Genomic DNA, 20196 nt, shown 5'->3' on the forward strand with positions numbered 1-20196 from the left:
GGTGCTGTCAGTGGCAGCACCTTCTTCCGAAAAGACACGTTTTGATTCTTTAATATGATTCGGAGGAAATGAAACATGGCAGCAGTTACAGCTAAAATGGTAAAAGATTTAAGAGAAATGACAGGCGCTGGAATGATGGACTGTAAGAAAGCCCTTTCTGCTACAGACGGCGACATGGACAAAGCAGTTGAGTTCTTAAGAGAAAAAGGACTTGCAGGCGCTGAGAAGAAAGCTGGACGTATCGCAGCTGAGGGTATCGTTGACACAGCTATGGCAGCAGACGAGAAGAAAGCTGTTATCGTTGAGGTTAACTCTGAGACAGACTTCGTTGCTAAGAACGCTAAGTTCCAGGCATACGTTGCTCAGGTAGCAGCTCAGGCTCTTACAACAACAGCGACAGATATGGATGCATTTATGGACGAGAAGTGGACAGCAGATGAGAGCCTTACTGTTAAGGAAGCTCTTTCTTCTGAAATCTCCATCATCGGTGAGAACATGAGCATCCGTCGTTTCAAACAGGTTACAGAGGAGAACGGTTTCGTTTCTTCCTATATTCATGCAGGCGGCAGAATCGGTGTTCTTCTTGACGTTCAGACAGATGTTGTAAACGACGCTGTAAAAGAGATGGCAAAGAACGTTTGTATGCAGGTTGCAGCTCTTAACCCGAAGTACACAAACCGCAACGAAGTAAGCGCAGATTACATCGAGCATGAGAAATCCATCCTTATGGCTCAGATCCAGAACGATCCGAAGGAAGCTTCCAAGCCGGAGAAGGTTATCCAGGGTATGATCCAGGGTCGTATCAACAAAGAGATGAAAGAGATCTGTCTCTTAGACCAGGTTTACGTAAAAGCAGAGGACGGCAAGCAGTCCGTAGCTCAGTATGTAGCACAGGTTGCTAAAGAGAACAGCGCTAACATCGAAGTTAAGAGCTTCGTTCGTTTCGAGACTGGTGAAGGTCTTGAGAAGAAAAACGAGGACTTCGCAGCTGAGGTTGCTGCTCAGATGGGTAAATAATTCATAAAGCGAAAATGCTGCTTATATCGAATAATTCATATAAGCTGTTAAAAACAGCCGGAATCCAGTATTTCTGTGGGTTCCGGCTATTTTAATTTGTGTGAGCTCTTGCAATTTTCCTGAATATTCGATATAATAATACAGCACTTTAAAGTTTAATGCTTTAAATTGAAAAATGAGTTTCAGGGGAGAGAAAATTGTTATGAGTGAAGAAAAGAAACTGAATATGCCTCAGTCGCTTCTGCTCCTGCTTCTGATCATCGGATCAGTCGCAGTCTGCATCCGGCTGAAGACGGGAGGACCGATGATCGGACTGTTTTTCAGCTGGATCATCATCTATCTGTTTTGTAAATGGTTAAAGATCAAATATGACCATGTTGTGAGTGGTGCCTACGACGCGATCCGTGTGGTCGTTCCGACACTATGTCTGCTTATGGCGATCGGCGTCATGATCGGTACCTGGCTCCAGAGCGGTACGATCGCCACGATCATCGCAGGCGGTCTGAAACTGATCGATCCAACCTGGCTCCTGCCGTTGACACTTGTATTCTGCGCCGTTTTAAGCCTTGTGACCGGAACATCCTACGGCTCGGTCGGAAGTGCCGGTGTCGCGATGATGGCGATTGGAAATGCGATGGGAATCAATCCTGGAATGGTGGCAGGCGCAGTCATCTGCGGTGCCATGTTCGGGGATAAGTTAAGCCCGCTCTCCGATACGACGAATCTTGCCCCGGCTGTTGCGGGCGCGAAACTCAACGATCACGTGCGGTCCATGTTATGGACAACGCTGCCGACCTTTGTGATCAGCCTGGTCCTGTTTGTCATTCTCGGGATCAGTCAGACCTCCGGTGGTTATGAAGAGGGAAACCTTCTTGTCTACACGGAGGCACTTCAGGGAGAATTTAAACTTGGTCTTGTGACATTGATCCCGGCGGCGGTTATCATTGTCCTGCTCTTATGTAAAGTCAACGCGATCGTATCCCTGGGACTGTCCTCGGTGTGCGCCGGTGCGGTTGCGTTCTTCTGCCAGGGCGCGACGCTCCAGAGCATCATCCGTGTTGCTTACAACGGCTATACGACCCAGATTGAGGAGGCTGTTCTGAAAACGATCTTAAACCGTGGCGGTATGAGCAGCATGCTGCAGTATGTGGCGATCATCTGTTTCGCGGTCGGAATGGGCGGCATGCTGGACAGGCTGGGTGTTCTTGACAACATCCTGCGCGCGATCACCGGACGGATTAACAGCGATGGCGGCCTGATCTTCGCGACGCTCCTCGTCGGTTATATCACAAGCCTGATCAGCTGTTCCCAGCCGATGTCCCATGTCCTGACCGGAAACATGATGAAACCGTTGTTTAAGGAGAGAAAGATTGCCCCGGAGATTTTATCGAGAAGCCTGGAGGATGCGGGAACGCTCTCTGGACCGATGATCCCGTGGCATGGGTACTGCGTATACATGGCGGGAACGCTCGGCGTCGCATGGTCTGCGTTCTTCCCATATCTGTTCCTGTTATATCTGACTCCGTTTTTCAGCATCTTTTACGGCTTTACCGGAATCTCGATCCGGCATGTGGAGGATGAAAACGAACAGAAGCAGGGATGAAGCGCGGAAGGGAAAAAGGAGAGAAAATCATGATGGAGACAAAACTTGTACTTCTCGGTACCGGAACGCCGAACGCGTGCCCGGATGCCAGCGGTCCGTCCTCTGCGGTCGTTGTTGGCGACCGGGCGTACCTCGTTGATTTCGGTCCGGGGGTCGTCCGCCAGGCAGCGAAGGCATACCGGAACGGGATCGACGCGCTTCGCCCGGACAGGCTGGTGACCGCGTTCTGCACACACCTGCACACGGATCACACGGTAGGATACCCGGACCTGATCTTTACCCCATGGGTCCTGGAGCGGAAAGAACCACTCCGGGTATTTGGACCGAAAGGGATCCGGGATATGACAGAGCATTTGCTAAAGGCCTACAAGGTGGATATTGATTTCCGGATCAACGGTTTTGAAAAGGCAAATGAAGTGGGATACCGGGTGGAAACACAGGAAATAAATTCCGGAGTTATCTACCGGGATGACCGTGTGACGGTCGAAGCCTTCCCGGTGAGCCATGGGACGCTTGAGAGCTATGGCTTCAAATTTACGACGCCGGACCGGGTGATCGTGATCAGTGGGGATACCGCGCCGCTTGAGATCGTTGCGGAAAAGGCAAAGGGCTGTGATATTCTTCTCCATGAAGTAGAATACACGGCAGGTCTTGCCGCGAGGGAACCGAAGTGGCAGAAATACCATCGGGAGGTTCACACCCTGAGTGTGGATCTTGCAGAGATCGCGAAGAAGGCAGGACCAAAGCTTCTCGTCACATACCACCGGATCTATCACATGGAGATCCAGGACAACACGGTGGATGTGGGAGCCGAGATGGCGAGAAGAAACGAGGCGATCCTTGAGGAGATACGGAATGCCGGTTACGAAGGTCCTGTGGTGAATGGAATGGACCTGGATGTCTTTTAGAAAACAGGCACTGACGTGCCAAAGATGCGCACTCTTTTTCGTTACAGCCCAATGTCTTAAAAACACCTGACCGCAGCATTGCCAGAAACAGTAGTAAGCAGTATAATGATATTTAATAAAAAACGAAGAGGACAGGCCAAACCACAGTTCAGGCTGGACCGGGACGGGAAAGGGCGCGCAAACCTACCGGAGGGCTGGCTTGACGATTATATGCTTCCACAGTATAATTATACGTAACAGCGTTGTCGCCGGAAGGCGGCGTGCCCGTTTAGTATCTGAAAGAGAGGAACCTGATATGCCGGATCTCTATTTTTTTCTTTGACGGTTATCAATTGTTTTGTCCTTGGGTTCATGTGTATGATCGTCAATTTCAGTGAAGCGCTGTTTCCGAGACAGAGAAGGACTTTTCTGCTGACCTTCATCCTGATCGGCGTGATCTCAGTCCTTGAGCTGGTTACCGTGATCGTGGATGGGACTCCGGTAAGACTCCGCCCGGTCAATATCATGGCAAAGTACCCTGATCTCAGTGCTCTATTACCTCTACTGCAATGAAATGTGAAACCAGCTGGATGGATTGACGGGACTCTTAAGCCAGAAGAGCTATCTGAACCGGACACTGAACCTCCAGCCGGAGGATAAGATGCTGATCGTCCTCGACCTCGACAATTTTAAGTACATCAACGATACATACGGTCATCAGGCGGGGGACCAGTGCCTGAAGGTGATCGCGGAATGTCTGAAAAAGGCGTATTCCCGCTATGGAAACTGTTACCGGATCGGCGGAGATGAGTTCTGCGTCCTGTTCAGGAAACCGGAGAAGGAAAAATACTGCAGGGAGAAATTTTACTGGATCACAGAAAAAATCGCTGCATATGCTCCCAGGTGCCTCATACGGCAGTGCCCTGATCGAGGAGCAGGAGAGCATTTCCGACACAAAAGCGCGCGCGGACGCGAATATGTATGCGAATAAAAAAGCACGGAAACAGGCAAGGTGACCGGGGCGGATGAAAAGGATGGAATACATGCAGGACCTTGTTGCGTTGAATAGAAAGAAAAGGACAGGAGGGGGCAGGCGCTCTGTAATCTTTGGAGCCGTTATGCTCCTTCTCTGCACTCCGGGTCTGGCAGGCTGTCAGAATGGGGAAACGGCGGTTTCCGAAAAGGAGCGATCAAGGCGGGCATGAACGGTCATATCGCAAAACTGACCGATGAGGCGGTCATCCGGAAGCATCTGGAACAGATCTTTTAAAAGATAGGAGCAGGAAATGGACTTATACAGAATTATCCTTGTGGATGACGAGGAGGAAGTGCGTAAGAGCATTATCCGCAAGATCGACTGGCAGGCGGTTGGATTTACCGTTGTCGGGGACGCGGAGAATGGGGAGGACGCGTTGGAGAAGATCGAAGCCTTAGAGCCGGACGTGGTCCTCACGGATATCCGGATGCCATACATGGACGGGCTGACGCTTGCGGAGAAGATCCGCCAGAGGTATCCATCGATGAAGATCGTCATTTTTTCCGGATATGATGATTTCGATTATGCGAAGCGCGCGATCAAGCTGAATGTGACGGAGTATATTTTAAAGCCCGTGAATGTGGAGGAGCTGACGGCGATCCTGAGGAGGATCCAGGAGAGCCTCGACGAGGAGATCGAGCAGAAGCGCGATGTGAGCCTTCTGCGGGAAAACTACAGACGCAGCCTGCCGATCCTGCGCGAGCAGTTCCTAAAGGATCTTGTGAGCCACCAGATGGACGGGAAAACGGTCAATGACCGCCTGGAACAGTACGATATCCCACTTGCGGGAGCGAAAAAGTGGATCTCCATTGCGGTGAAAGCGGAAATTTCCGAAGTGTCAGGGGAGCTGATCCTTCCGCTCCACGAGGAGCGGGAGCTGATCCCGATCTCTGTGATGCAGATCCTTGAGGAGAACCTGAAACCGTACTGCAGATTCTCCCTGTTCTCGTTCTCCGGGGCGGCTGACGCGGAGATCGCCGGGATCGTGGCGATCGATGAGAACAACTCCCAGACCAGCATGATCGACATCTTAAGCGATATCTGCAAGGAGATCCGGAAGATCTTGATGATCCCGGTAACGATCGGGATCGGGCACAGCCGGACGGAGCTCGGTCTGATCTGTGAGTCCTTCCGGTCAGCGCTCGATGCCTTGGGCTACTGCGCAATTGTCGGGAGCGGCAGTACGATCTACATCAACGATGTGGAGCCGGTGAACACCGGAAAGCTCCAGTTTACCGCGGAGGACGAGTCTGCCCTCATCCAGGCGGTAAAATTCGGTCCGGAGGAGAAGATAAGGTCCGTGGTATCCGGGATCATCGGAAGGATGTCTGACGCGAAGGTCCATGCGCGGCAGTACCAGACCTACATGTTCAGCACCGCGAACTGTCTGGTCCAGCTCATCCAGCAGTACGACCTGGAGATGGGAGTGCTTTTTGGGGATACCGGGATGGGGACGGACCCGTTTATGATGATCCGGCAGGTGATGAACCGGGAGAAGTTCTCAAAATGGCTTCTTGAGGCGGCACTCAGGATCAACGGGGCGATGGACCAGGAGCGTGACAATACGACGCGCCAGAGCATGGAGCGCGCGAAGCGGTATATCATGGAGAATTACCAGGATCCGGACTTGTCTGTGGAGCAGGTCTGCCGGACGCTGCACATGAGTCCCGCCTATTTTTCGACGATGTTCAAAAAAGCGACGGGGCAGACCTATATCGGTTACCTGACGGATGTGCGTCTCAATAAGGCTGTGGAGCTGTTGAATAAGACGGATGACAAGACCTATGTGATCGCGGCAAAGGTCGGCTACCAGGAACAGAATTATTTCAGCTACGTATTTAAGAAAAAATTCGGCGTTTCACCGACGAAATTCAGAGGAAGCCGGTCGTAGGGCCGGCGGGGGAGAGGGGTATGAAACCGGAAAATGAGGGCAGCTTTTTCAAACGGACCAGCATCCGCTATATGATCTTCGTCTACTTTACGGTGACAGCCCTGGCGGCGAGCATCTTTATCGGACTGTCCCTGTACAGCCGGATGTCAAAGCAGATGTCGGATACGATGCAGGAGGAGAACCAGATCCTGATCGACCAGCTGAACCGGTCTGTGGATGTGTGGCTCCGCGGAATCATGAAGCTTTCGGACACCACATACTACGGGATCGTAAAAAACACGGATCTGAGGAATGAGAGTGTCAACAAAGAGATGACGCTTCTCTACGACAACAACAAGGATAATGTCGAGAATATCGCCCTGTTTTCCAGAGACGGAGAGCTTTTGGAGGCCGTTCCCGCCACGAGACTCAGGACGGGGGCAGATCCGGCAGCGGAACCGTGGTTTGAGGCGGCGCTGAAAAAGACGGAGAATCTTCACTTCTCAGTCCCGCATGTCCAGCGGGTGTTCGACGCGGGGGAGAACCAGTACCGTTGGGTGATCTCGGCGGCGCGCGCGGTGGAGATCACGGAGGGCTCGTCCACGGAGCAGGGCGTTCTCCTCATCGACATCCGCTATGACAGCCTGGAACAGCTGTTTGACGGGATTACCCTGGGAAACGGCGGCTATGTCTATCTTCTCGGCGCGGACGGGGAGCTGATCTACCATCCGCAGTCCCAGCTGATCTACTCAGGGCTCGAGGATGAGAACCTTGAGGCGGCAGCGGAATACAGGGACGGGATCCATCGGGAGGAATATAAAGGAAAGGGGCGTGCCGTGACGGTCAAGACGGTCGGCTATACCGGCTGGAAGATCGTCGGGGCGGCGGCACTCGGCGGCGCATCCTTAAACGCGTTGAAGACAAGGATCCTGATCGTGTTTATTGTTGCCTTTGTCGTATTCATCCTCGCGGTCATCAATGCTTACATTTCTACGAGGATTACGACGCCGATCGAAAAACTGGAGCGTTCTGTGAACGGGATTGAGGCGGGCAATCTGGAAACGGAAGTCTATGTGGGCGGTTCCTATGAGATCCGTCACCTCGGCACCTCCATCCGGAACATGACGACCCAGATCCGGCATCTGATGGATGACATCGTGGCGGAGCATGAATCCAAACGGAAAAATGAATTTGATGTTTTACAGTCGCAGATCAACCCGCATTTCCTTTACAACACCCTCGATATCATCGTCTGGATGATCGAGAATGAGAAACAGGCGGACGCGGTGAAGGTCGTGACGGCGCTCGCCAGATTTTTCCGGATCAGCTTAAGCCGTGGGAAGAGCATTATTCCCGTTCGGGATGAGCTGGAACATGTGAGAAACTATCTGATGATCCAGCACATGCGGTTTAAGAATCGTTTTACTTATGAGATTGAGGCGGATGAGGATGTCATGGAACTCGCGAGCGTGAAGCTGATCCTTCAGCCGCTCGTGGAGAATGCGATCTATCACGGAATGGAGTTTATGGACGGCGATGGGGAGATCCACATCCGGGTGTACCGGGACGGGGATGATCTTTATATGAAGGTCTCCGACAACGGACTCGGGATGACGAAGGAACAGGTGGAAGGCATGTTCATGGATAAGCCGCATGTGAAGTCCGGAAGTGGCTCCGGGATTGGGGTGCGGAACGTCAATGAGCGGATCCGGCTGTATTTTGGACAGGAATACGGTCTGTCCATCGAATCCGAGCTCGATGAGGGGACGGTCGTGACGATCCACATGCGGGCGGTGTCTTACGCTGAGACTGCAGAGGGGGAAAAGATCCATGTCAAATAGAGAAAAAATCAGCTGGTGTGCCGGCGTCCTTCTCCTTGTGATGCTCTATCTGCTGTCGTCCACGGATCTGATCATCAAGGAAAAAAAGAGGGAGATCTGCCGGATCTCCGTCATCATAGACAACGTGAATGACAACTATTATGGGAGCTTCCGCGCGGGCATGGATATGGCGGAGAAGAAGTATCAGGCGGATGTCAATTTCATCACGCTGTACGCGGAAAACGATGAGGAACAGCAGGAAGAACTGATCGTCCGTGAAATAAAGGACGGAGCGAATGCGATCATCCTTGCACCGGTCCGCGAGGATCTCGCGGTCATGAAGCTCGATGAGATCTCGCCAGGCTGCCCGGTGATCTTTCTTGGTCCCACGGCGATCAACAGCTCGGTGGCGTGCTCCATCTCTGTGGACCGCTACGAGATGGGACGGACGCTTGGGGAGAAGATTGCGGAGAGCGAGGATCCGGCTGTGCCGGTATGCCTGTTCTCCGAGGGAATGGAGTACACGGGGAACCTTGACGCGTATGACGGGATCCGCTCTGTGCTGGACCCCGCCGGTTTTACCGTACGTCTGATCGAGAAAAAGTCAGAGGACACATACCGCAAGGCTATCGAGGAAACGGTATATCCGGAGAGCGGTGATTTTATGGCGGTCGGCATGGATGTTGGTGCCTTATCCGAACTTGCGGATATCCTGGAGGGCAGCAGTGTGTACCGGGAACATGTGACGGCTCTTTACGGGATCGGGAGTACGACGGCGCTCTTAAACCAGCTCGACCGGGGGATCGTCAAGGGTCTGATGGCATGGAACCGGTTCGACGAGGGGTATTTAAGTGTTGAAAAGGCGGTTCAGGCAGCTGGGGGAGAGTGGAAGGAAAAACGGATCACATTGACACCGGAGTATATCGACGGGGAGATCTTAAGGAGTGGGATCTTCGAAAAGATGCTATATCCGATGGAATAGGGGGAGGCAGGTATGAAAAAGGGAAATGTTCTGATCCTTGCCATTGCGGCGACGGCGCTTCTCGGGGGAAGCGCCTGGCTGTACGCGAAAAAGACCGGAGGGCATGAGGAAAAAAAGACGTCCCTGCGGATCGGTGTCCTGTTATACCGCGGGGATGACACGTTCATCGGCACTCTCCGGAATTCCATGGAGCAGGCGGCGAAGGAATATGAAAAAGAGACCGGGGTCCGCGTGACGCTGGATGTCCGGGACGCGAAGAGAAATCAGCTCACGCAGAACAGCCAGGCGGAGCGTATGATCGATCTTGGCTGCGACGTGCTCTGCGTCAATATGGTGGACCGTTCCGCCGCGTCCGGCGTGATCGATCAGGCCATGGAGTCGGATATTCCCATTGTCTTTTTCAACCGGGAGCCGGTCGCGGAGGACATGAACCGCTGGGAGAAACTGTACTATGTGGGAGCGGACGCAAAGGAGTCCGCGGTTCTGGAGGGGCAGATCCTCGTGGACGCCTACCGGAAGAATCCGTCCACCCTTGACCGGAACGGGGACGGGGTTGTTTCGTATGTCCTCCTTGAGGGGGAGACGAACCACCAGGATTCCCTGATCCGCACGGAGTGGTCCATCGAGACCCTGAAGGATGGCGGCGTTCCGATCGAGAAGATCACAGGCGGGATCGCGAACTGGGAGAGAAACCAGGCCTCGGCCCTCATGGAACAGTGGCTTTCGGATTATGGGAACAAAATCGAGCTTGTGCTTTGCAACAATGATGACATGGCAATCGGTGCGATCGATGCCATCGAGCGGGCAGGGATCGTTGCCGGGACGATCAAGCTTGTCGGGATCGACGGGACACCGGCCGGTCAGGAGGCGTTCCGCGAGGGAAAGCTCTTCGGGACGGTTGAGTCCAGCAAGGATATCTACGCGAAGAGGATCTTCGATACGGCAGAGGAGCTCGCAATGGGAAAAGAGGTGACCCAGGAAAAATATTTCTGGTGTCCCCAGCATATCATCGCTAACTGACATCATTTTTTACAGGCATGTGTGAGGCGGCACATGCCTGTACTGTTATATTTAAGCTGATTTCTGCCATGATATGACAAAAAATTGTGGTTTTTTTACAGGAATCAAAGAATTTTAATAATTTATCATAAAAAATAGTATGGAAAAATGCACAAAGGCAGGCTATAATGAATTCATCGTTAAGGAAAAATGCCTAAACGGTCAAAATTATTTTTTGAATGGGAGGATTCAAAACATGAGAATGACAAAGAAAGTAACAGCAATGGCACTGGCTTCCATGATGGCCCTGTCTTTAGCAGGATGCGGAGGAAGCTCTTCCACAACAGCAACAACAGCAGCAGCTACTGAGGCAGCAAAAGAGACAACAGCAGCAGCTACCGAGGCAGCAAAAGAAGCTGCAACAACAGCTGCAGCCGCAGCAGCAACCACAGATGTAGCAGACAAGAAAGTCGGCATCAGCATCTACAAGTTCGATGATAACTTCATGACTCTTTACAGAACAGAGTTAGTTCGCTACTTAACAGAAGACCTTGGATTCAAGGCTGAGAACGTAGTCGTTCAGGATGGTAAGGGCGATCAGGCAGAGCAGACAAACCAGATCCAGAACTTCATCACTCAGAAATATGACGTTCTGATCTTAAACCTTGTACAGGCTTCTTCCGCACCGGAGATCACAGATATGTGTAAAGAAGCTGGTATCCCGGTTGTTTACATCAACCGTGAGCCGGACGCAGCAGAAGAAGAGAGATGGGAATCTGAAGGTCTTAACGCTACATACGTAGGCTGTGACGCAAGACAGTCCGGTACATACCAGGGCGAAGAGATCCTTGAGACTGCAAACAAGGGCGATATCAACGGCGACGGCAAAGTTTCCTACATCATGATCCAGGGTGACCCGGAGAACGTAGATGCTCAGTACAGAACAGAGTTCTCTGTTAAGGCTCTTACAGACGCAGGAATGGAAGTTGAGGAGCTCTTAAAACAGCGTGGTGACTGGGATCAGGCTAGGGCTCAGCAGATCGCACAGGACGCTTTAAACCAGTACGGTGACAAGATCGAAGTAATCTTCTGCAACAACGATGCAATGGCACTTGGTGCATTACAGGCAATCGAAGCAGCAGGACGTAAAGTTAACGAGGATATCTACCTTGTAGGCGTTGACGCTCTGACAGAGGCTGTTCAGAACGTAATCGACGGCAAGCAGACAGGTACTGTATTCAACAACCACTTCGCACAGGCTCAGGCAGCAAGCGATATCGCTGTTAAGTTCTTAAGCGGTGAGAAAGTTGACGCAGTCAACATGGTTAACTACGAGAAGGTTACTCAGGATAACGCTCAGGAAATCCTTGATATGTTAAAGTAATTGATACTGTAACAAATGAGAACCGGGTGTGTTGTCTAACACATCCGGTTCGTTGATTAAAATATGCCACCCGGAAATGCGGGGGAGTGTAACTGAAAGGAGTTTTGGGATGGCAGAACAGTACAGACTCGAAATGAGAGGAGTCAAAAAAACTTTCCCGGGCGTAAAAGCGCTTGACGGAGTTAACTTACGGGTTCGCCCCGGAACGGTCCACGCACTGATGGGAGAGAACGGTGCCGGAAAATCGACACTGATGAAATGTCTTTTCGGAATCTATAAAATGGATGAAGGCGAGGTCTATATCGACGGCGTCAAGACGGAGATCGCAAACCCGGATGACGCGCTGAAAAAAGGACTTGCCATGGTTCATCAGGAGCTTCAGCCAATTCCGGAGCGCTCCATCGCTGAGAATATGTATCTTGGACGGTATCCGATGAAAAACTACGGACCGGTCAAGGTCGTTGATCATGCGACGATGAACAAAGAAGCTGAGAAATGGCTTCGGGATGTCAAGATGGATTTTGACCCGAAAGCAAAACTCGGCACATTATCAATCGGACAGATGCAGTCAGTAGAGATCGCAAAAGCGGTCAGCCAGAGTGCAAACCTTGTAATTCTGGATGAGCCGACCTCCTCACTGACTGATAACGAGGTAGAAGCATTATTCCGGATCATCAGAGACTTGAAATCCAGAGGTGTTTCTATGATATATATCAGCCACAAGATGGCTGAGATCCGCCAGATCTCCGACGATATCACGATCATGCGCGACGGTACATACGTTGGAACCTGGGCGATCGAGGATATCTCCGATGAGGAGATCGTAAAACAGATGGTTGGACGTGAATTAAATAACGTCTATCCGCCGAAGGATGATTACCGGACGGATGAGACGGTCTTAAAGGTCAGCCACCTGACAAGTATTCTGCCGAATTCCTTCAAGGACTGCTCTTTTGAATTAAAGAAAGGTGAGATCCTGGGCTTTGGCGGACTGGTAGGAGCGCAGAGAACCGAGCTTATGGAAGCGATCTTTGGAATGCGCCACATTGAGAGCGGTACCGTGGAGATCCTCGGAAAAGAGACTCACATCAAGAGACCGCAGGATGCGATCAACAGCTCCGTCGGAATGATCACAGAGGATCGACGCGGAAACGGTATCTTCGGATGCCTGAGCATCGATGACAATACTGCGATCGCTTCCTACAAGAATTACACCCATATGGGTAAGATCAACAAAAAAGAAGTCGATGCGGTCGTAAAGGACAGCATTGCGAAATTAAAGATCAAGACACCGAGCGGAAAGACGCTGATCCAGTCTCTCTCCGGTGGCAACCAGCAGAAAGTAATTATCGCAAGATGGCTTGCAAACAATCCTGATATCCTGATCATGGATGAGCCGACCCGTGGTATCGACGTCGGAGCCAAATACGAGATTTATCAGATCATGATCGATCTCGTAAAACAGGGCAAATCCATCATTATGATCTCGTCGGAAATGCCGGAGTTGATCGGTATGTCCAACCGAATCATCGTAATGTGCAACGGTCACATCACCGGTGAGGTGGAAGGAGAAGACGCAACTCAGGAGAAGATCATGTCCTTTGCCACAAAATTCACTTTAAGCGGCAAGGAAAACAAGTAGATTACAGGGAGGTTCAGTCATGACAGCGAAAAAAGTAAGTGCAAAAGATTTCCTTATCAATAATGGAATCATCGTCGTTCTTTTATTACTTGCAGTATTTACTGCGATCAAGCAGCCTACATTCTTTTCACGCGGCAACTTAATCAACATCGCATTAAACGTAGCTCCGCGATTCATCATCGCCTGCGGTGTATCCGGATGTTTAATTACAAAAGGTACAGACCTTTCCGCAGGACGTATGGTTGGTCTTTCTGCCTGCTTAGCAGGTACCTTACTTCAGAAGCCGGATTACAGCGGCAAGTTCTTCCAGAACCTTCCGGATTTCGGAAATGCCTGGGGCTTATGGGTTCTCGCGGTTCTTCTGATCTGTGTGGCAATTTGCTGTATCTTTGGTTTCATCAATGGCATCGTAATTTCTTACTTACAGGTTCCGGCCTTCATCGGAACACTTGGTATGCAGCTGATCGTTTACGGTGTCTGCCTTGTTTACACAAACGCGACTCCGATCGGTGGTTATCATAACGCATACACAGCAGTAGCAAAAGGAAAACTCTTTGGCGCGATCCCGTTCCTGTTCCTGATCGCCCTTGCGGTTGGTCTTGTTATGTGGTTCATCTATAACATGACTCCTCATGGAAAGTATATGTATGCGATCGGCGGCAACGAGCAGTCCGCAGAGGTTTCCGGTGTAAACACAAAGAAGACAAAGATCATCATCTACATGACAGCAGCAGCGCTCTACGCACTGGGCGGTTTCCTTGTAGGCGCAAAATCCGGTGGTTCCTCCGTCAACATGGGTCAGGGCTGGGAGCTTGAGGCGATCGCAGCCTGCACCATCGGCGGTGTATCCGTAAACGGTGGTATCGGACGTATCTCTGGTGTTCTTATCGGTGTTCTTGTATTCGAGATCTTAAAGACCTGCTTACAGTACCTTGGTGTTGATACAAACTACCAGTACATCGCACAGGGTATCGTTATCGTAGTTGCGATCGCTCTCGATATCAGAAAGTACATTGCAAAGAAGTAATAGACTGACTGTTTCGGTACAGTTAAAAAACGGGCGGAGGACGAGTTCCAACGCCCGTTTTTGTGCACTGTGGGTTTTAGCAGCCTGCCTCATGGAAAGAAAGCTGGAGCGGTTTGATAAAACCTACACCGGGAGAGTGGAGGTGAAGGAATGGAAGAAGAGATTGAGAAGGTCAGCGGAATCGGAACAGTGACTGAAGCCGCAGAAAAGGCTGTGGAGGCCTTTGGTGAGAAGACTTTAGAAGAACTCGCTGAGGAGAATAAACGGCTGCAGGAGGAAAATGAGCGCCTGAAGAATAGATCCATAAAAGAGCGGATGTACGATAAGATCAATGTGTCGGTGCGGACGATTGATATCTTTATCGGGTGCATGTGCGTATTGTTTGTGGCTGTTGTGGTGATGGGGATGCTGAAGTAAGAGAGTGAAGCGCTGACAGAGATTATGCCCGCCGCAGCCTAAATGTTCAACGACAGGAAAAGATCCTGATGCCAGAAACTGAAACTATCGAAGTGGATAACAAAAAAGCTCTGGAGAACGATATGAGAAAGGTTCTCCAGGGCTTTTCTTTGTCTTGTCTGCTGATTCCCTAAAGAGGAAAATTACAGCAGGAGTCTTATTTCTTATAAAGAATTCTGATGGAATTCAGCACGCAGAGGATCGCGACACCGGTGTCGGCGAATACCGCGAGCCACATGGAGGCGATTCCCATGAGACCTAAGATCATGACAAGAGCTTTTACCGCAAGGGCGAATACCACATTCTGGTTGGAGATCGCGCCTGTGCTTCTCGCGATCTTGATGGCTTCCGGAATGGCATCCATGCTTGATGTCATGAAGACGACGTCGGCGGCCTCGATGGCTGCGTCAGCGCCGCTTCCCATAGCTGCGCCCACATCAGCGCCTGCAAGCACCGGTGCGTCGTTGATTCCGTCACCGACGAACATTGCGCTTCCGTTCTCCGCGCGGAGCTTCTGCAAGATCTCGAGCTTATCAGCCGGGAGAAGCTTTGCGTATACATTGTCGATTCCGACCTCGGCGGCTACCGCCTCAGCGGCTGCCTCGCCGTCGCCTGTGAGCATAGCGGAGCGGATCCCCATGGATTTTAAGGACCTGATGGCATCCTTTGCCTCCGGCTTGATCGTATCGGCGATCTGGATCGTTCCTGCAAGCTTTCCGTTTACCGATATATAGACGGTGGTGACAGCACCGTTCTCATCGTAAGCGCCGCAGTCCACGTTGAACTCGGTGAGAAGCTTTCTGTTTCCGCAGAGCACTTCGCCCTGGGAGAGCCTTGCATGGATGCCTTTGCCGGAGATTTCCTCGATCTCGGCGGGCTTTTCGATCACAAGATTCTGATCCTTTGCAGCGGAGACAATGCTGACTCCGATCGGATGAGTAGATGCGGTCTCGCATGCCGCCGCGATCTGGAGGATTTCCTGCTCGGAAGCTGTGCCTGCCGGAAGGATCGTCTGAACCACGAAGTTTCCTTTTGTGATGGTTCCTGTCTTATCCATGACAACCGTTTTTACAGCTTTCAGGTTTTCAAGTGCGATTCCACCTTTAAAGAGGATTCCTTTCTTGGAACCTGCGCCGATCCCGGAGAAGAATGCCAGCGGAACGCTTAAAACAAGGGCACACGGGCAGCTGATTACGAGGAAGGTAAGAGCTGTGTAGATCCAGTGGGACCAGTTTCCCGTGATCAGAGACGGGATGATCGCTGTCGCGGCCGCCAGGGCAACGACGAACGGGGTGTAAATCCGTGCAAATTTCGTGATGAAGCGCTCGGCCTGCGGCTTGCTGGCTGCGGCGTTCTCCACGGAATCGAGAATCCTTGTGACCATGGACTCGGAAAGTTCCTTTTCGACTCTCATCTTTAAGAGACCGGAAGTATTGACACAGCCGGATGTCAGCTGGCTTCCGACCTTTACCGATACCGGGACAGGTTCACCTGTGATCGGTGACGTATCGATCCGGCTCTCGCCCTCTACGACAACGCCGTCAAGCGGAATGCGGTCACCGGGACGGATCTCTACGATATTGCCGACAACAGCGGAACCGGCCGGAACCTCGCGGACAGTACCGTTTTCGTCAAGAAGAACGGTCTCCGGACGAAGATCAACGGCTTCCATGATCTGACTGCGGCTCTTTTCAACCGCGCGGTGTTCGAATGCTTCACCGACCCGGTAGAAGAGCATAACGCCGACCGCCTCCCCAAACTGGCCGACACAGAAAGCGCCGATGGTCGCGATGCTCATCAAAAAGTTTTCGTCCATCACGTGGCCGGTCTTCATGTTTTTCAGGGCTGTTAAGAGAACTTCCCGTCCAAGGATCAGGTAGGCGATCACAAAGCATATGGCGGAGATCTGCGGCATGGAGTGGGAGAGAAGCTCTCCGACGATGAAGAGCAAGCCTCCGGCGATCAGCTCCGGAAGATCGTGGGCATGCTTGTCGTCACTGTTTGCATCTGCCGGTTTTCCTTCCTCGCGGACCTCGATGATGGTGCCTGGTTCGATCTTGTCTGCAATCTCCTGCATCTTCGGGAGCAGCTTTGTTCCCACGGAAGAGTAGACCCGGAGCTGTCTCGTCGCGAAAGTCAAAATACAGTCATCGACTTCCGGGAGCTCCTGGATCTTTTTCTCGATCTTTGCGGAGCAGTTTGCGCAGTCGATGTTTTTCATTACATAGACGGTGCAGATCGCTTTCGGATTCTTTGGGCGGACCTCAATGACGGTGCCGGGCTCGATCTGATCAGCAATCTCCTGCATCTTCGGGAGCAGCTTTGTTCCCACGGAAGAGTAGACCCGGAGCTGTCTCGTCGCGAAAGTCAAAATACAGTCATCGACTTCCGGGAGCTCCTGGATCTTTTTCTCGATCTTTGCGGAGCAGTTCGCGCAGTCGATGTTTTTCATCACGTAGACCACACAGGTGGATTTCGGTGCCGGACCGTGGTGGTGTTCGGCGTGCTCATGATGATGATCGTGTTCGGAGCAGCAGCCATCGTCATCGTCGTGATGATGGTGATGTTCACAGCCGCAGTGCTCGTCATCATCATCGTCCTTATGATGGTGATGGTGCCCACAGCCGCAGTGTTCTTCATGCTCGTCATCATGCTCCTCATGACGGTGATGGTGTCCGCAGTCGCAGTGATCTTCATGCCCGTCATCATCATCGTCCTCATGATGGTGATGGTGTCCACAGCCGCAGTGCTCTTCGTGCCCGTCATCATGCTCATCGTGATGGTGATGGTGTCCGCAGCAGCAAACCTCTTCGTCCTCGTGGTCTGCTGACTTCTGCTTGGATTTTTCTAATTCCTCCATAGAGTAGACCTCCTCAGAATTATAATTTTTAATTATCATATTAACATATGAACCATCGTTCATATGTTAAATATAGTACAGCTCTATGGGAAATGCAAGACTGTTTTTTGATATTAGGAAAAGAATTAAGAAAATAAGGTGGGAGAGCAGAAAAAAGCTGCCTGGCGATATGCCGCAGGCAGCTTTGGCTATGTACATATAGATATTAGATTTCTTTAAACATCCGCGCCTCGATCAGATGGATTCCGTGAAGGAAACACTCGCAGACCGGAGTCTCAACGCCAAGCTCTTTTCCGAGGCGGACAACCGTTCCGGCGAACATATCGACTTCCGTGCGTTTTCCGACCTCAAGATCCTGAAGCGTTGACGGCTTATTTTCATAAGGAAGACGTCCGAGCGTGTGCTCCTGACGGTCGATCTCATTCTGGCCGATATCAATGCCCAGCTTATTTGCAATGCGGATCACTTCCCACATGGCCTTGTGGCGGAAGAAATTGGCGTCATCGTTCTTCTGGAATGCTCCGAAGGGAACGCCGAACATGGCGCATGTCATATTCTCGGCAACGTTGCACATGAACTTGAACCAGATTCCTTTTAACATATCTGCATCGATCTTGTAGTCGATCCCACAGAGATCAAAAAGACTCTTCACAGCGAGAACATTCCCGGAATAGTGTTCCGGATCATTCTTAAGATCGCCGAAGTGGATCAGACCCTTATGCGGATCGAACTCCGTCTTTCCGTCCTTCATGACAATGCTGATCCGCATATAGGAGTACAGCAGATGTTCGCTGCCGTAGACGGCGGCGATCTGTTTTTCGCTCTCCACACCATTTAATACGGAGAGGATGATCGTATCTTTGCCAACCTGATTTTTAATATCCCTGATCGCCTGCTCCAGGTCATATCCCTTTACCGCAATGATAACGAGATCTGCCGGATCCCCCTCGACATCAGGTGTGATGATCGGAAAACGGTAATTGATCGTATTGACTGTTACCCCTTTTCGCTCCAGACGCTCTTTTCTTGCGCCGTCTGCAAGGATCCGGAAATCAGCCCCCAGCTTTTCTGAGATACGCGGTGCGAAAAATACCCCCATCGCACCGAGACCGATCAACGTCACCTTCTTTATGTCCTTCATAACTCCCTTTTCCTCCTTAAAAGTAAAACAAGCTGCGTTCCTTCTATTGTATAGTAAGACCGTTGGGGTGTCAACGAAAACAACCTTGTCTTTAGGGATAAAAGATGATATGATGGAAAAGTATGGAGAAAAATTAACAAATATGTGTGGGGGAGAGAATACTGGATGGAAATCACAAAAGAAGATAAACGGTCGGTGATCGACCACTGTTATCTGACCTATTTTATCAGCGGAATGGTCATCCTGATCTTCGGTGTCATTCTGCCAAACTTGATCGAGGAGAGAAATTTAAGCTTTACCGCGGCCGGCGGACTGCTTTCCTTTCTGGCAATCGGAAATTTATGTTCAAGCCTGGTCTATCCGGTATTCTGCGGGATGATGTCCCAGAAGACGGCGGTAGTCGTACTGGCGGTCCCCTATCCGGTGTGCCTCTTCCTGTTTACATTGGGACTTCCGGTCCCGGTGCTTTATGTGATGATCTTCCTGATCGGAATCACGAAGGGCATGATCACGATCATCAACAATCATGCGATCCGTCAGGTGACGGGAAGTTCCAATCAATATCTGAATCTGCTTCATATGTGGTATGCGGTGGGGGCTTTCCTGTCCCCATTCGTTACGATGCTCCTCATGGGAGCGGGTATGAACTGGAAGACGATCCTTCGCCTCCTTGCAGTCCTCACGGTTCTCATCGTTCTTTCCTACGCCACAATGGATTACAGAAAGATCGAAAAAGAGGTGGAGAAGAAGGCGGGAGAGGAGAACGGCGGATCGTCGATGACAAAAGAAAAATTCTGGTTTTTAAAGAACACGGGATTCCTTCTGGCGGTTGGGGCATTGTTCTTCTATATGGGCCTTGAAAACTCCGTAAACGGATGGTTTGTTACTTATTTAAAAAGTACCGGCTTTATGTCCACAAGTCTTGCGACTGTGATGGTATCCGTGACCTGGATCATGATCATGATCGGAAGGATCGTCATTGCGTCCATCTCAAAGAGCGTGCCGCCGGCAAAGATTCTGGCAGTGATCTCCGCACTCCAGTTTGTCTCGGTATTGATCCTTGTCTTCGCGGATCATACCACAATGGCAGTGGCGGCCCTGATCCTTTTAGGACTTGGAATGGCGGGGGCGTTTCCGACAACTACGGCCTTTACCGGCGATCTCATGGGAAATTCCCCACTTGGAATGTCAGTGTTTACAGGGATCGGTTCCCTCGGCGGGATCCTTACCCCGCAGGTCATTGGAGTCCTTGCGGATAAGCTTGGATTCCAGGCGGCGATCCTGTTTTTAGTGCTGGACGCATTCCTGCTGGCACTTTTTGGAGCCGGGGCTCTGAGATATGCCACTAATCAGAAAATTCAAGTCGAACGTCCGTGAGACCTGGCGCTTGATTCTGGTCAGTAAAGCTGACATATCACTGTGCATCCTCGCGGAGCATTTATCTCAGTCAGAGACCTGACTCCCGCTGAGAC

General features: G+C 51.2%; 16 protein-coding genes. 14 read left to right on the top strand and 2 right to left on the bottom strand.

Translation table 11 applies throughout. From position 1 onward, the window contains the following. Nucleotides 1–75: 75 nt before the first annotated feature. The 13 genes from tsf to DWY93_RS02515 all read left to right on the top strand — a co-directional run bounded on the left by tsf (nucleotide 76) and on the right by DWY93_RS02515 (nucleotide 14684). The gene (gene tsf / locus DWY93_RS02455; protein WP_117469399.1) at nucleotides 76–1017 is read left to right on the top strand and encodes a translation elongation factor Ts; all 942 of its coding nucleotides are present in this window, start codon (nucleotides 76–78) and stop codon (nucleotides 1015–1017) included. A 202-nt stretch (nucleotides 1018–1219) separates the two neighbouring features. Further along, complete coding sequence (gene nhaC / locus DWY93_RS02460; protein ID WP_117469400.1) at nucleotides 1220–2620, top strand: Na+/H+ antiporter NhaC; 1401 nt, start codon at nucleotides 1220–1222, stop codon at nucleotides 2618–2620. A gap of 29 nt (nucleotides 2621–2649) precedes the next feature. Next, entirely contained in the window at nucleotides 2650–3528 is an 879-nt protein-coding gene (locus tag DWY93_RS02465) for an MBL fold metallo-hydrolase (RefSeq protein ID WP_117469620.1), read from the top strand. Nucleotides 3529–3885: 357 nt separating this feature from the next. Continuing rightward, complete coding sequence (locus tag DWY93_RS02470; protein ID WP_117483249.1) at nucleotides 3886–4080, top strand: hypothetical protein; 195 nt, start codon at nucleotides 3886–3888, stop codon at nucleotides 4078–4080. Nucleotides 4081–4102: 22 nt separating this feature from the next. After that, nucleotides 4103–4498: a GGDEF domain-containing protein gene (locus DWY93_RS02475; RefSeq protein ID WP_181968479.1), complete on the top strand. Its 396-nt coding sequence runs from the start codon at nucleotides 4103–4105 to the stop codon at nucleotides 4496–4498. Between the two features lie 295 nt (nucleotides 4499–4793). Next, nucleotides 4794–6434, top strand: coding sequence for a response regulator (locus tag DWY93_RS02480; RefSeq protein ID WP_117471736.1), 1641 nt, complete (start codon nucleotides 4794–4796; stop codon nucleotides 6432–6434). 20 nt (nucleotides 6435–6454) lie between these two features. Continuing rightward, on the top strand, nucleotides 6455–8254 hold the full coding sequence (locus tag DWY93_RS02485) for a sensor histidine kinase (RefSeq protein WP_117471737.1): 1800 nt from the start codon (nucleotides 6455–6457) through the stop codon (nucleotides 8252–8254). Next, a complete protein-coding gene (locus tag DWY93_RS02490) occupies nucleotides 8244–9215 on the top strand; it encodes a substrate-binding domain-containing protein (protein ID WP_117471738.1) in 972 nt (323 codons plus the stop codon). The genes DWY93_RS02485 and DWY93_RS02490 overlap by 11 nt, the downstream gene beginning before the upstream one ends. 12 nt (nucleotides 9216–9227) lie before the next feature. Then, a complete protein-coding gene (locus DWY93_RS02495; RefSeq protein ID WP_015554195.1) occupies nucleotides 9228–10235 on the top strand; it encodes a galactose ABC transporter substrate-binding protein in 1008 nt (335 codons plus the stop codon). Nucleotides 10236–10470: 235 nt separating this feature from the next. After that, on the top strand, nucleotides 10471–11598 hold the full coding sequence (locus tag DWY93_RS02500) for a galactose ABC transporter substrate-binding protein (RefSeq protein WP_117469407.1): 1128 nt from the start codon (nucleotides 10471–10473) through the stop codon (nucleotides 11596–11598). 109 nt (nucleotides 11599–11707) lie between these two features. Continuing rightward, on the top strand, nucleotides 11708–13240 hold the full coding sequence (locus DWY93_RS02505; protein WP_117469408.1) for a sugar ABC transporter ATP-binding protein: 1533 nt from the start codon (nucleotides 11708–11710) through the stop codon (nucleotides 13238–13240). A 19-nt stretch (nucleotides 13241–13259) separates the two neighbouring features. Next, nucleotides 13260–14267: a beta-methylgalactoside transporter gene (locus tag DWY93_RS02510; RefSeq protein ID WP_117469409.1), complete on the top strand. Its 1008-nt coding sequence runs from the start codon at nucleotides 13260–13262 to the stop codon at nucleotides 14265–14267. A gap of 150 nt (nucleotides 14268–14417) precedes the next feature. Next, nucleotides 14418–14684: a hypothetical protein gene (locus DWY93_RS02515; protein ID WP_242990507.1), complete on the top strand. Its 267-nt coding sequence runs from the start codon at nucleotides 14418–14420 to the stop codon at nucleotides 14682–14684. A 196-nt stretch (nucleotides 14685–14880) separates the two neighbouring features. Here DWY93_RS02515 and DWY93_RS02520 read toward each other — a convergent pair whose 3' ends face one another. Continuing rightward, nucleotides 14881–17583 (bottom strand): heavy metal translocating P-type ATPase, encoded by a 2703-nt coding sequence (locus tag DWY93_RS02520; protein WP_117469410.1) that lies wholly within the window; start codon nucleotides 17581–17583, stop codon nucleotides 14881–14883. Between the two features lie 205 nt (nucleotides 17584–17788). Next, the gene (locus tag DWY93_RS02525; protein ID WP_015554201.1) at nucleotides 17789–18724 is read right to left on the bottom strand and encodes a ketopantoate reductase family protein; all 936 of its coding nucleotides are present in this window, start codon (nucleotides 18722–18724) and stop codon (nucleotides 17789–17791) included. Nucleotides 18725–18889: 165 nt separating this feature from the next. Between DWY93_RS02525 and DWY93_RS02530 the strand changes: the two genes are divergently transcribed. Beyond that, on the top strand, nucleotides 18890–20101 hold the full coding sequence (locus DWY93_RS02530; protein ID WP_117469411.1) for an MFS transporter: 1212 nt from the start codon (nucleotides 18890–18892) through the stop codon (nucleotides 20099–20101). The last annotated feature ends 95 nt before the right edge of the window (nucleotides 20102–20196 follow it).

Origin of the sequence: Clostridium sp. AF28-12 (genome assembly GCF_003435225.1) — a bacterium.
In the GTDB taxonomy this organism is placed as follows: domain Bacteria; phylum Bacillota; class Clostridia; order Lachnospirales; family Lachnospiraceae; genus Pilosibacter; species Pilosibacter fragilis.